Below are 12,825 nucleotides of genomic sequence, written 5' to 3'. Positions count from 1 at the left end.
TCTGCAGCGAGTCGGACTAGTCGATTCCAGACAATGCGAGAGGACCCTTTGACGTGTTCCGGGTGTTGTGCCTCACATCGGGACGGCTCCGTCAGTAGGCGGCGCGGGGTGCGACCGCTGCCACAGCGTCTCGGGCGGGACGGGCACCTTGGTCGTGCGTACCCCCTCGCCGAAGGCGTCGTCGATGGCACCTGCCACGGCTGCGCCAACAGCGATGAGGCCGACCTCGCCCAACCCCTTCGCTCCGAACGGATTGTTGGGCGTCGGAGCGTCCTCGGTCATGAAGAACTCGACATCAGGCACGTCGAGGGAGGTCGGCAGAAGGTAGTCCATGAAGGACGTCGCCAACGGCTGGCCGGCTTCGTCGTAGAGGAACTCTTCATAAAGAGCACCGCCGATGCCTTGCGCTGCAGCACCGATCACTTGACCACGGGTGGTCATCGGATTGATCGCTCGCCCGGCTTCGGTGCTGGTGAGGAAGCGCCTCAGAGTGTGACCACCGGTAGCTGGGTCGATCTCGATCTGAACGAGTGTGACGCCGTATGGGTAGTTCATGTGTTCATCCAGGTAGACCGCCTGTGCGCCAAGACCCGGCTCGTCGTTGGCCAGCCTGGCAGACCACCCATCCCACCGTTCGGCGATCTGGGCCAGACTCAAGCCCTCTTGCTCCAGCCCTGATACCACGATGCGGCCGTCGATGAGGATCAGGTCGTCCACATTCGCTTCAAGCATTTCGCTGGCGAGACGCTTGGCCTTGGCCAGCGTGTCGAGAGCAGCTTGGCGCGCAGCTCCCCCCGCCAAGACCGTGGACCGACTCGACCACGAACCGACGCCCTCTGGGACGAGTTCGGTGTCGCCATGGATGACGTCGATCAGTTCCGGGTCAACCTGAAGCTCCTCCGCAACGATCTGCGCCAAGACGGTCTCGATGCCTTGACCGACGGATGAGGCGCCTGTCCGAACGCGGATCCGTCCCGACGCGTCCACGTCGATGGCGCTCGTCTCGTACAGGCCGAGGCCGGCCTTGTCCATCAACATGCCGATTCCGTTGCCGACCAGACGGCCCTGCGCTCGTAGCTCCGCGGCCTCCTGTTCCCACTCCTCGAAGCGTGCTGATTCGAGCGCCTTGTCCAGGTGGTCGACGACATCACCTGAGTCGAAGTGGTACGGCTCAAAACAGATGTCCATGCCCGGCTTGAACGGGAGGTCTGCCTCGGTCAGCAGGTTGAGTCGCCGGATCTCGATTTGCGAGATGCCGATCTGTTCGGCCGCGAGGTCGAACAGGCGCTCTCGCGCGAAGGTCCCTTCAAACCGGCCCGGGGCACGGTACGCAGACAAAGGTGTCTTGTTGGATACCACGACGTGCAGGAGACCGTCATAAGCGGGCACTCGGTAGGGGCCGGGGACCATCCCGACAGTGATATCGCTGACGAGGGGCTCAGCCTGTCGGATAAACGCGCCGTGATTGTGCCAGATCTCGTCCTTCAACGCGAGAAGGACACCGTCGGCGTCGAAAGCTGCGGACATCTCGTGGACCTGTTCGCGAGCGTGCGCGTTCGCCACCATGTGTTCAAGTCGGTCTTCGGTCCACTTGACTGGGCGTCCCAATCGCAGCGCTGCCCAACCGACCATGATGTATTCAGGGAAGACCCCACCCTTAACACCAAAGTTCCCTCCGATGTCCACATGCTTCATTCGGAGGTCAATGAGCGGCAGCTCAAGGACCTGAGCGATCAGGCGCTGACAGTCGTGAGTGTGGACGGGGCCCCACATGAACAGTTGCTTACGCCCACGGTCGGGCTCTGCGATGCAACCTCTGGTCTCCATCGGGACGCCAGAATGACGTCCAACCACATATCGACCCTCGACGATGTGCGCAGCCTTCTTGAAGGCGCCGGAAACGTCGCCGTACTGCTTCACAATCCGCACGGCCTCGTTCGACTGCCCTTCGAAGAGCGGTTCGGCCTCATCAGTGAGCGCGTACTGCGGATCGAGTACGGGGGGAAGGAGGTCGTAGGTGACCTCTACCAAACCGGCGGCGTCCTCCGCTAGATAAGGCGTGTCAGCAATGACTGCGGCAACCGGCTGCCCGACGTATCGGACGCGGTCGGCGGCGAAGACCGGGTGAAGATAATCATCGATCTGCGGGTAAACCTCGTGATAGCCGATTTGTTCGAGGGGGACCTCAGCGTCGATGTCGTCGGCCGTGATGACAAGCCGCACGCCTGGTGCGCGTCGAGCAGCAGAGGCGTCCACCGAGACCACAACCGCATGAGCCTCAGATGAACGCACCACGCTCATGTACAGCTGCCCATGAAGGTCGACGTCGTCTACGAAGCGTGCATCACCCCGCAGGAGTCGGCGGTCCTCACGACGACGCACGGGCTGTCCCACGTATCGCTTGGCTGAAGGGCCGAGGCCGCCGGAAGCGCCAGGTTTACTCACTGCTCGTCCTCACTTTTGTGCGATGTATCGAGACACGCAGTGTCGCCACGCACGAAACGCTGGCGCTGCTCGCAGGCGGAAGAAGCGCAACCGCACTATGGGCAGAACATGTACATGTGCGGTCCAGTTGCTAGGTGGTCGGCAAAGAATCGCTCAGGTTTCGCGGAACATGTAGACGGCTCACGTTCGTGCAGTCGGGAAGATGCTGGCTCCCGACCTATGGAGAAGAGATGACGACCGAGACCCCACCCGTCCCGACGGCAGAAGAAGAGATGCTGAACTGGGGCCGCCTACTGATGGACGGTCTGCCGTTCGCTGACCTCCTGGCCGCGCAGCGTCGGGACGCCGCCATGTCGTGGTTCGACTTCTGGATGGCTAAGGCAGACGAGTACGAGACCATGGGTGAGACGGCCCTCGCCGAGGGGAATGACCTCACCGCTGGCTACTGGTTCTGGGTTGGATCCATGGCCGCTCAGTACGCACAGTTCCTGTGGTTCGACGAGCGACGCCCGAAGGGCCAACTTCGAAAGGCAGGCCTCTACCACCGAGCCGCTCCCCTGCTCGACCCGCCGGCCGAGCGCGTCGACCTCCCGATCGACGACACCGTCATCATCGGCTACCTGCGCCTGCCCAAGGGGGCAGACGGCCCAGTCCCTTGCGCCGTGCTGCTCGGCGGCCTGGAGAGCACGAAGGAGGAGAGCTACATGTTCGAGAATCTCCTTCTTGAGCGTGGCGTCGCCACCTTCACCTTCGACGGTCCGGGCCAGGGTGAGATGTTCGAAGACGTAGCGCTTGCTGGGGACTATCACCGATACACCTCACGCGTGGTCGACCACCTCGAAACGCTGGACGCAACGATCGACCGGGACCGGATTGGCGTTCTGGGTCGTAGCCTCGGTGGACATTACGCGCTGCGCGCTGCCTCGATGGACGATCGGTTCCGTGCGTGTGTCACCTGGGGGGGTTTCGTCCAGATGGACGACTGGGACTTCGAGTACCCCATGACGAAGCTCAGCTGGCAGTACGTGACCAAGTCACCTGATCTTGACACCGCTCAGGCCCGCGTCCGGGAGAACATTGACGTGCGTCCCGTACTGGCAAGGTTGAAGGTCCCCACCTACGTCATGCACGGGGCCAAGGACGAGACGCCCATTACGGAACTGGACCTTCTCCAAGAGTACGCCGTGAACGCCGAGATCATCATCGATCTCGAACCTGAGGGCGATCACTGCTGTCACAACCTCGGACCCGCCCCGCGTCTGCGCATGGCGGACTGGCTCGCTAACCAGCTCCACCCCTGAACCGGCTCCGCGCGGCGTTCGCGACCGCAGCGCCGCGCGGGCCACACCACACCCATCGCAGCAGCCCGAAGCTACAGAACGGTAGGAACAAATGGACCAGATCAAGGCCGTCGAGTCAGGGACCGTCGAGCTTGAGACGTGGCAGCCCGAAGGGGTCACGATCCATGAAGGAGATCCCAAGGGTCGCGGGTTCACCCTTTTCGAGAACTACGAAGGCGGCGCTCGGGCGACCGGCGTCTTCGAGTGTGAGCCGTCGAAGACGACCTACGAGCTGGAGTACAACGAGATCATCTACGTTCTTGAGGGCGAAGTCACCATCGAGCTCGAGAACGGCTCACGCGTCGATTTGAAGGCAGGCATGCAGGCCTTCCTTCCTGCCGGTCACATCTCCACCTGGACCTTCCACACGAAGTTCCGTGAGGTTTGGGTACTCGCGGACTGAACGGCACTCATCGCGCATTCTCCCCGCCCCGGTCATCACAGATGGCCGGGGCGGCTGCCGTCGGGCGACCGACCCATCGGCCCTGGGGACGATCACAGGCGAGGGGTCAACCGGGGATGCGCCTGGATCGTCCTGCGCCAGCCGGCGTCGCATCGGCATCGCCACGCCGCCACAAGAGCGCACGCCGCGGGGCGGCACGCCAATGCCGGCGCCCTCCCGATTCCGGTTCGCCTGCGACCGCTATAACGTCTTTCTCGCGCAAAGTGAAGGATGGTCGGTCGGTGACTGATGTCTTCCCTCGCGTGGCGGCGCGTGACCTTGTGAAGTCACAACATGGACAAACCGCCCAGCCAACAGTGAGTTTCGCGGCGGCTCGTGGCACGCACGCGCCCACATCGTGCTGCCGGCTCCCCGTTACCGACCCGACGAGATGCGCCGACCGCTCACATCCGGCGGTCGGCCAAGACCGGGAAGTTCGCCCTGACTGACGCGACGAGGTTCAGATCGATGTCGGCGAATAGGACGTCCTCGTCGGCGCCCAGTTCGGCTACGACCTCGCCTGTCGGCGCGACGACCTGGGAGTGGCCTCCCATCTCGATACCGCTGTGAGTTCCTGCGGTATTGCACTGCAGCACCCACGTCTGATTCTCAAGGGCTCGTGCTCGACCGAGCAGCCGCCAGTGCTCCACTCTGGGCATCGGCCAGGCTGCCGGGAGGACAATGACGTCGACACCGAGGTCGCCCAGCTCACGAAAGAGTTCCGGAAACCGGAGGTCGTAACAGGTAGCCAGGCCGATGCGGTTGGCTCTGCCGGCGTGCGCGAGTTCGGCGATGGCGATTTCCGTTCCAGCCTCCAGCAGGCGCGGTTCTCCGTCACCAAACCCGAAACGGTGGATCTTGCGATAGGTCTTGTGCACGCTGCCGTGTGGCGAGAGCAGCACAGAGGTGTTCCAGAGTCCGCGTCCCTCGGCGCCTTGATCGGCGTCGTCTGCCGCTCGTTCGATGATCGATCCGGCGTGGAGCCAGACGCCAGCATCGCGGGCGACTGCCGCCATCTGCTCGACGATGGGACCGTTAATCGGCTCAGCCGTCGCGTCCCACGTTGTAGAGGCAAATCCGCCATGAGCCCACAGTTCTGGAAGCACCACCAAGTCTGCGGCTTCGAGCTCACGAATCCACCGGATGACGCGCTCGACCCGATCAGCCAAGGGCTCGTCGTCGCCGTACGCGACCTGGAGGAGGGCGACGCGCATGCTGTTTGGGTCCGTCTCAACCACTCCGGTCACTGACCTTCGTCCGGACGGGAGGCAGTCTTGGCAAACGACATTGCATCGAGCACCTTCTCGGGCGTCAAAGGCAGTTCACGCAGCACCACGCCGAACGGAGAAAGGGCGTCGTTGACGGCGTTCAAGACGGCCGCGGGCGCCGCGATCAGACCCGACTCTCCCATTCCCTTCACCCCCGAAGCCGAGTGCGAGGAAGGCGTCTCAAGGTGGTGGATCTCGAACGGCGGCGCGACGTCCATGGTGGGCAACCCGTAGTCGAGGAAAGTGGTCGTTAGGATCTGGCCCGACTCGTCGTACGCGAGTTCCTCGAAGACCGATGCGCCGATGCCCTGCAGAACCCCGCCTCGGATCTGTCCTTCGACGATGTTGGGGTTGATGACCGTGCCGCAGTCCTCGACAGAGTAGATCTTCTCGAAACGCACAAACCCGGTCTCGGCATCGAGTTCGACCAAAATCGCGTGTCCGCCGTTGCTGAACATCGCTTGAGAGGGGTCATAGGCCTGAGTGGCCTCGAGGCTGGGTTCGAAGTCCTCTGGCCAAGAGTCCAGGTCGAAGTAGATCGCGGTGGCCACATCGGCGATGGACACGGACGCGTCTGAGACGCCCCTGACCGACGCGAGACCGTCGACCAGTTCGATGTCGTCAGTCGACGCCTCCAACATGTGGGCGGCGACCTGCCGCACCTTCTCCCTGACCACATCTGCGGCTCGTGCGACCGCCCCACCTGCGACAACTGCGCCACGGCTCCCGATGGTGCCCGAGCCGTACGCGTGGTCCGTCGACCGCGCTGTCTGGACGCTGACGTCCTCCACCTTGATCCCCAGGGTGTCGGCAGCCATCTGTGCCATCGTCGTTGCGAGCCCCTGGCCCTGCGCGGACAGACCGATGGTCACGTTGGCCGTCCCGTTGGGATTCAGACGGACCGTTGCTGTGTCGTGGTAGACGTCGGCGAGTCCATGCTCAAGGCTGGTCGCCGAACTCTCGCCGCTGCTCTCCACGAAGCAGCTGAGGCCAAGTCCGATGTATCGGCCCTGCTCGCGCAATTCGGCTTGGCGACGCAAGAAGGCCGTGTAGTCGACCATCTCCTCGAGGGCGTCGATCGTCTGCCGCCAGCTTCCCTCCTGGTACACGATGCCCTGCGGATTGGTCCACGGGAACTCACGCACGACATTGTGTCGGCGGAACTCAAAGGGCGACATTCCCAGCGCGCGGGCGGCATCGTCGGCGAGGCACTCGCGTGCGAATGTCCCCGCCATGTAGCCGACGCCGCGGTAAGCGCCGACAGGCGTCTTGTTGGTGGCTGCGGCCTTGTAGGTGTACTCGGCAGCCGGCACGTCATAGATCCCGGTGGGTGTCATAACGACGGCGCACCAGGGCTCTACGGCCATCGACCACGGGGGCATGTGGTAGGCCCCTCCGTCACCAAGGGCGTGCGTGCGGACTCCGGCGATCTTGCCGTCAGCGTCGAGCGCATAGGCGATGTCGACGTACTGCTCGTGGGCGTGGGCGCCGGCGACGAGGTTCTCTCGCCGGTCCTCAATCCACTTGACGGGCCGGCCGACTTCTCTGGCAAGGAGCGGCAGCAACATCTCTTCGGGATAGACGTGTGCCTTCATGCCGAATCCGCCGCCGGTGTCGGGGGTGATGACTTCGACGCTCTGCTCTGGGAAACCGAGGTAGGCAGTCAGCATGTACTTGAGGTAGTGCGGCATCTGAGTGTTCGACCACAAACGAAGCGTCTTAGACGCCCACTCGTAGTCGGCGATTACGCCGCGCGTCTCCATCGGCGCCGCCGACACCCGACAGGTGTAGAACCGCCCCTCCACGATCTGAGCGGCCTGGTCGAATGCCGCTGAGACATCGCCAAAGCTGGCGCCGCCGTTGAGTCCGATGTTGTCGGGCAGTTGTGGGTTCGCAACAGGCCCGCCGGCGGCCGCCGCGTCCATGTTGATGACGGCAGGCAGCTCCTCGAAGTCCCAGTCGATCAGCTCGCAGGCGTCCTCGGCCGCGTAGCGCGATTCAGCCACAACCACGGCGACAGGCTCACCGACGTACAGAACTTCGTCTCCCGCAAGCAGCGGCATCGTGGTTGGGACGCAGCCTTCGACTGCCATCTCACCGACCAGGCCCTCGCAGAATGCGGCCACGTCCTTCCCGGACCAGGCCAGTGCGACACCGTCCGCGTCACGGATCGCGGACAAGTCGATGTTGGTGATACGCGCGTGCGCCACAGGACTGCGTACGAATGCCACGTGCAGCTGGCGTGGCAGGTCGATGTCGGCGATGAACTGACCGCGCCCGGTGAGAAGGCGAGGGTCTTCGGATCGCAGCACCCGGGTTCCGACGGATCGAGCCGCCACAACCGGCGTGTTCATGTGCTGGTGCTTGTCGAGCTTCTTCACTGGTCATCCCCGTTCGTGACGTTCTGACCCTCGGCCGCAGCCTGCTCGATCGCAGAGACGATGGTCTGGTAGCCGGTACACCGACACAGAGAACCGGAGACCGTCTCGACGATGTCTTCTCGTGTAGGGGTGGCGTTTTCTTCCAGCAACGCCGTTGCCGTCATGAGGAAGCCGGCCGTGCAGAAACCGCACTGGAGTCCGTGCTGCTCTCGGAATGCGCGCTGAAGGGTGTTCAACTCCTGGCCGTCGGCTAGGCCTTCGACGGTGCGGATCTGGCGTCCCTCGGCCTGCACGGCGAGGGTGAGGCACGATCGCGCGGGCAAGTCGTCGAGCAGCACCGTACATGCGCCGCACACGCCGTGCTCGCATCCGAGCTTGGTGCCAGGCAGTTGGGCATCCTCGCGGATGAAGTCCGCCAGCGTTCGGCGTGCTTCTACCGTTGAGCGGTAGCGGCGGCCATTGATCGTCATGGAGACGTCCAGGCGCTCCTCGGGAGTTGTGGACACGTCACGCTCCGTTCTTGAGTTCGAGCACGGCACGCCTTACGAGTGTGGCGACCAGCTTCCGGCGGTACTCGCTATTCCCGTGAATGTCCGAGATCGGGTCAATCGACGCGGCTGCGGTCACCGCTGCCTCCTCGGCGAGAGCGTCGGTCACGGGGCCTTGAGACAGGAGACGTTCGACGTCCGTGAGCCTTCGGACCGAGCCGACCGCAGCGCCGACCGCGACCCTCGCTTCGGAAAGCTGTCCATCGCGAGGGATACCGGTGGCAGCGACAAGGGCAAGTCCGTAGTCGCCCCGTTTGACTGCCGCTTCTTGGAACGACCATGCAGTGCGCGTGGTGGGTACCGAGACGTGAGTCAGGATCTCGTCCTCGTCGAGGGTCGAGGTGAAGGGGCCGACGAAGAAGTTGTCCGCCTCGATCGTCCTACGTCCACGAGGACCCACCGCGTGCATGGTTGCGCCGAGCGCGAGCAGGACTGTCGGCCACTCTCCGGATGGGTCGGCATGGGCAGTGCTTCCGCCGAAGGTGCCGCGGGATCGGATCTGGGGGTGGGCAATGTGGACCACTGCCGACGACAAGATCGGTAGACGCTGTGCGATCACATCTGAGCGCTCGATTTCTCGGTGCGTCACGCCCGCTCCGATCAGAACGGATGAGCCCTGGTCGTCGATGCCATCGAGGCCCGGCACATGCTGCAGGTCGACCAGGATCGAGGGCGCGGCAAGCCGCATCGCAAGCAGCGGCATCAAGCTTTGACCACCCGACAGCACCTTGGCGTCCGGGTCAGACGCCAGATGCTCGACAGCCTCGTCTAGCGTCTTTGGTGCGACATAACGAAACTTGGGTGGCTTCACGGCGTGCTCCTTCAATCAGCGGTGAGTTGTGACATCAACGATTGACCGACCGGGCCCGCGCCGACGCGTATCCGGCGGCGAAGACACTGATCAGTGCGGCTACGACGCTGACAAGCGCCCCACCGGTTGGAAGGGCCTTGGCCCAAGACATGCCGCCCGCCAACGCCAGGACGTCGAGCACCTCATCATCACGGTCACTCCCGCGCGAGCCCGCCAGATTGGACGTCTGGGCGGGCGCTTGGGTGGACGTCTGGGTGGACGCCGCCCGGGTAGGCGTTGCCGCGGTTCCGGAGCGTGCCTCGGGTGCGGCCGTTGCAGCTGTGTCAGAGGACGCGGTCGACTCCGACGCACCCTCGGCCGCCACCATCTCCTGCAGCCGCTGCGCGAACATGGTCATCAGTGCCCCGCTCACATCGGCAAGCACCCCTCGTCCGAACTGAGCGACCTTGCCGGTGAGCGCGAGGTCCGTCTCAACGACGACGCGCGTACCCCCGCCCTTCGGGTGGAGCGTCGCCCGAACGTTAGCGGTGGCATCTCCCTGCCCGCGGGCGTCCTTGCCGCGTGCGAGAAGGACGGCAGTGTGCGCGCTCTCGTCGAGCTCCTTGAACTGGGCAACACCCTTGTACTCGGCGGTGATCGGACCAACCTTGATCTTGGCGCGACCGTGGTAGTCGTCGCCATCAACCGAAGTGATCGAGGCGCCCGGAAGACACGGCGCAACCTTCTCCAGGTCTGTGAGCAGGGTCCACGTCTTTTCGGGCGGGAGCGCTACTTCGAACTCATTGAGCAACTGCACTGGTTTCTCCTCTTCGGCTGGGCGCCGTTCCAATAGTGCGTCAGGCGCGGGCAAGCGGGGACGTGCCCCGTATTTACGCGGGTTGCGGGAGTCCGAATCGGTACTCGGACGCCCCAGGGGGAAACTCTCCCCCGTGTTGCAGAACAGCGGCCATGGCCCGCACCTTGGACAGGTATGCCTCTCCTACGGCCAACCGCTCAGGTTCCCACGCCTTCAAAGCGTCAGTGACGTCACCGTTCGCTTCGACGAGCCGATCGGCGAGCGTCCATGCATCAGCAGCCGCCTTGGCAGCTCCGGCCGCAGCGTGTGGCCGCGGTGTGAACGCGGCATCCCCGATGAGAACGACTCGGTCGAAGGCCATCTGCGGCACATCGGCGTCAGCGACGATGGTTACAAATGGCTGCGGCGCCCCGATAATGAGGTCTCGGAACACGGACGCCAGTTGGGTGGTTGCGCGGCCGCGGAATGCTTCGAGGCTGGGCTGCGGCAGCGCTGTGAAGTGAACGGAAACGGGACGCCTGCTTCCGTCATTCGCCGTCATCAATTCGTCAAGGGCCGCTCCGGCTTCAACGTTCCAGTACCACTGGAAGTTAAGTCGGGTGTCGCCCGTGACGACACCTTCGGAGGACACCTGACTGATGGGATAGGCGATGATGTGTCCATCGGGTAGCAGCCCGTAGGTGAAGGCGTCCTGGAAGAAGTCCCACGTTTCGGCTGAGACGTCACTTTCGTCAACCATCCCGCGCCACGTCACGTAGCCGGCGTAGTCGGGGGTCCTGTCGAGCAGTTGGCGCCTCGCAACAGAGCCGCCGCCGTCCGCGCACACGATGAGGTCGGCGACGACTTCAGTGCCGTCGGCGAAGACGGCTGAGGAGCTGTCGATGCCGGGGGCCACGCGGACGAGTTCCTTGCCCAGGTGATACCGCTCTGTCCCGAAGGCGTCGAGCAACTTCTGGTAGACGGCGTTGTAGGCCGTGAAGCGCCATCCTGCCTCAACCTTGCCCACGCCTTCTCCAGAGGCAGCGTCGAAGTACCGCATCTCGTGGCTGGGGACGCTGATGTCGTCCAGCGTTGTTGCGGTGCGCTCCAGCAGGTAGCGGACAAGCTCGGGCTGAACCACGATCCCGGTGCCGAAACCCGAGAGCAGCGTGTCGCTACGTTCGTAGACGTCCACTTCGCATCCGGCGTCGCGCAGCACGTTCGCGGCGGTCAGGCCCGCGATCGATCCGCCGACAACAGCAATCTTCGGCATACCCATCCTGTTACTCCTTGTCCGTGGCTCGTCGCGTTCAGTTGGCACGCAACGGCAACGCGATGGGGCGAAGCGGTGCGCCGCTCGCGCCACGCAGACGGATCGGCGCGGCGATCAGACAGAACTCGTTCACGTCGTCGCGAGACAGGTCCTCCAGGTTGACCAGTTCGATCATCGGAACTCCGGCCTCGGCGAGAAAGTGACAGTGTCCGGGCAGCCAATTGTCCTCGTGCTGGGAGGGCCCGACTTCGACGCACTCCTGGTCGGCAGCGATAGCCGAGATGCCCTGAGCGGTAAGCCACTTGGCCGCTTCCAGGCTGAGTCCAGGAGGATTGCCAAGGACCTTCGAACCATCGGGCCAGAAACCCATGCGTCCAGTCCGGACCATCGCGACGTCACCGGCCTGCAGGGTGATGCCCGCATCGTCGAGGACCTTCTGACAGTCCTCGATGGTGATCGCATATGAATCGGGCAGACACTCGACCTGGTGGCTCTTGGCGACGTCGAGCAGGACGCCTCGGGTGATGATGGGCGGGATGACCTCAGCCCCGCCCTTGGTCCATCCACGGCTACCGAGATTGTCCTCGACGGAGAAGCCGTTGTAGATGTGCCCGTCGACTCCGAAGTGACTGAGGGAATCGATGTGCGTGCCGGTGTGGGTGTACATGAAGACGACATCGCCGGAGTAGCAGACGTGCCGATTTCCGGCCTCCCCTGCCCCGTTCATGTTGTCGACGACGGTGCCGCTGGGGGTGTGACTCATGAAGAGCTGGTAGCTGGGGTCGCCTGCGGCCTGGAAGCTGGGCATGCCGACGAAGTAGTCGATGCTGAGGTCGTAGCTCTTGGAGCCGTCGACGCGCGCCAGGATTGAGGCAGAGCCCTCGGGGCTCAGGTGGTTGAGAGCACCGAGTTGGTCATCCGGTCCCCAGGGACTGGACGCGACCTTGATGCCTGCCCTTTCGCCCATCAGGACTCCTCACGTACGAAGTCGACCACGGCGCGCTCGGCCAGCTTGGGCTTGAGCTTGGCCACGACTTCGAGGTGAAACTCGTCGATCGAGTACTTCTGCAGGTCGTCCCAGGACTCGAAGTCGTTGATCAGCACGCCGCTGAAGGGCTGGCCGTTGTCACCCGGGTCGCCCTCGTGTGCGCCGAGCTCCCAGTACTTGATGTAGGGATACGGCTCGCGAAGGGTGTTCAGCAGCTCGATGACGTCGTCGTTGCTGTGGCCCTCGGCCACCCGCCAGGAAAAGACGTGGCGAATCATGGGGAACTCCTTTACTAACGCTCGGGTGCGCGACTGCGCTGCGTCAGTTTGGGAGCCGACCGTTCCGATCGCCTCTGCATGCTCCGACAAGATGGGGGTGGTCTTTGTGGGATTGCTGACGTGCCGGGCGCCGTGGTCTGACGGCGGGGCTCGTCTGTGGAGCGTGTGAGCCGCCGCTAGATGTGATGTCCAGGCAGGTTGTTGTTCCTGCTGATGGGCGTGCCGCCGATTGCGGAGTGGATCCGGTGGTGATTGTAGAAGTGGAGCCAGTCCGGC

General features: G+C 63.9%; 11 protein-coding genes. 2 read left to right on the top strand and 9 right to left on the bottom strand.

Annotation, left to right across the window (positions count from 1 at the left end):
* Window positions 1-72 precede the first annotated feature (72 nt).
* Window positions 73-2,382 (bottom strand): xanthine dehydrogenase family protein molybdopterin-binding subunit, encoded by a 2,310-nt coding sequence (locus J2X46_RS23170; protein ID WP_310254784.1) that lies wholly within the window; start codon window positions 2,380-2,382, stop codon window positions 73-75.
* Between the two features lie 293 nt (window positions 2,383-2,675).
* On the opposite strand from J2X46_RS23170, the gene J2X46_RS23165 reads away from it, so the two are divergent.
* Window positions 2,676-3,746 (top strand): alpha/beta fold hydrolase, encoded by a 1,071-nt coding sequence (locus J2X46_RS23165; protein WP_310254783.1) that lies wholly within the window; start codon window positions 2,676-2,678, stop codon window positions 3,744-3,746.
* 91 nt (window positions 3,747-3,837) lie between these two features.
* Window positions 3,838-4,188, top strand: a complete 351-nt coding sequence (locus J2X46_RS23160) for a cupin domain-containing protein (protein WP_310254781.1) — start codon at window positions 3,838-3,840, stop codon at window positions 4,186-4,188.
* Between the two features lie 443 nt (window positions 4,189-4,631).
* On the opposite strand, the gene J2X46_RS23155 is transcribed toward J2X46_RS23160, so the two are convergent.
* The 8 genes from J2X46_RS23155 to J2X46_RS23120 all read right to left on the bottom strand — a co-directional run bounded on the left by J2X46_RS23155 (window position 4,632) and on the right by J2X46_RS23120 (window position 12,549).
* A complete protein-coding gene (locus J2X46_RS23155; RefSeq protein WP_310254778.1) occupies window positions 4,632-5,441 on the bottom strand; it encodes a carbon-nitrogen family hydrolase in 810 nt (269 codons plus the stop codon).
* 29 nt (window positions 5,442-5,470) lie between these two features.
* A complete protein-coding gene (locus J2X46_RS23150) occupies window positions 5,471-7,876 on the bottom strand; it encodes a xanthine dehydrogenase family protein molybdopterin-binding subunit (RefSeq protein WP_310254777.1) in 2,406 nt (801 codons plus the stop codon).
* Window positions 7,873-8,382, bottom strand: a complete 510-nt coding sequence (locus J2X46_RS23145; protein WP_310254775.1) for a 2Fe-2S iron-sulfur cluster-binding protein — start codon at window positions 8,380-8,382, stop codon at window positions 7,873-7,875. The genes J2X46_RS23150 and J2X46_RS23145 overlap by 4 nt, the downstream gene beginning before the upstream one ends.
* Window position 8,383: 1 nt before the next feature.
* A complete protein-coding gene (locus J2X46_RS23140) occupies window positions 8,384-9,235 on the bottom strand; it encodes a xanthine dehydrogenase family protein subunit M (RefSeq protein ID WP_310254773.1) in 852 nt (283 codons plus the stop codon).
* Window positions 9,236-9,269: 34 nt separating this feature from the next.
* Window positions 9,270-10,031 (bottom strand): SRPBCC family protein, encoded by a 762-nt coding sequence (locus tag J2X46_RS23135; RefSeq protein WP_310254772.1) that lies wholly within the window; start codon window positions 10,029-10,031, stop codon window positions 9,270-9,272.
* A gap of 73 nt (window positions 10,032-10,104) precedes the next feature.
* Window positions 10,105-11,289 (bottom strand): FAD binding domain-containing protein, encoded by a 1,185-nt coding sequence (locus J2X46_RS23130; RefSeq protein ID WP_310254771.1) that lies wholly within the window; start codon window positions 11,287-11,289, stop codon window positions 10,105-10,107.
* Between the two features lie 31 nt (window positions 11,290-11,320).
* Window positions 11,321-12,250 (bottom strand): cyclase family protein, encoded by a 930-nt coding sequence (locus J2X46_RS23125; RefSeq protein WP_310254770.1) that lies wholly within the window; start codon window positions 12,248-12,250, stop codon window positions 11,321-11,323.
* On the bottom strand, window positions 12,250-12,549 hold the full coding sequence (locus tag J2X46_RS23120) for a Dabb family protein (protein ID WP_231248478.1): 300 nt from the start codon (window positions 12,547-12,549) through the stop codon (window positions 12,250-12,252). The genes J2X46_RS23125 and J2X46_RS23120 overlap by 1 nt, the downstream gene beginning before the upstream one ends.
* Between the last annotated feature and the right edge of the window lie 276 nt (window positions 12,550-12,825).

The organism is Nocardioides sp. BE266 (assembly GCF_031457855.1).
Taxonomy (GTDB): domain Bacteria; phylum Actinomycetota; class Actinomycetes; order Propionibacteriales; family Nocardioidaceae; genus Nocardioides.
The sequence above is the reverse complement of the archived record's forward strand: the minus strand, read 5'-3'. Positions and strand labels throughout refer to the sequence as shown.

Excerpts from the sequence above, each read along its gene's own strand:
- J2X46_RS23160 (WP_310254781.1), top strand. The coding sequence starts at position 3,838 with ATGGACCAGATCAAGGCCGTCGAGTCAGGGACCGTCGAGCTTGAGACG.
- J2X46_RS23130 (WP_310254771.1), bottom strand. The coding sequence starts at position 11,289 with ATGGGTATGCCGAAGATTGCTGTTGTCGGCGGATCGATCGCGGGCCTG.
- J2X46_RS23120 (WP_231248478.1), bottom strand. The coding sequence starts at position 12,549 with ATGATTCGCCACGTCTTTTCCTGGCGGGTGGCCGAGGGCCACAGCAAC.
- J2X46_RS23165 (WP_310254783.1), top strand. The coding sequence starts at position 2,676 with ATGACGACCGAGACCCCACCCGTCCCGACGGCAGAAGAAGAGATGCTG.
- J2X46_RS23125 (WP_310254770.1), bottom strand. The coding sequence starts at position 12,250 with ATGGGCGAAAGGGCAGGCATCAAGGTCGCGTCCAGTCCCTGGGGACCG.
- J2X46_RS23155 (WP_310254778.1), bottom strand. The coding sequence starts at position 5,441 with ATGCGCGTCGCCCTCCTCCAGGTCGCGTACGGCGACGACGAGCCCTTG.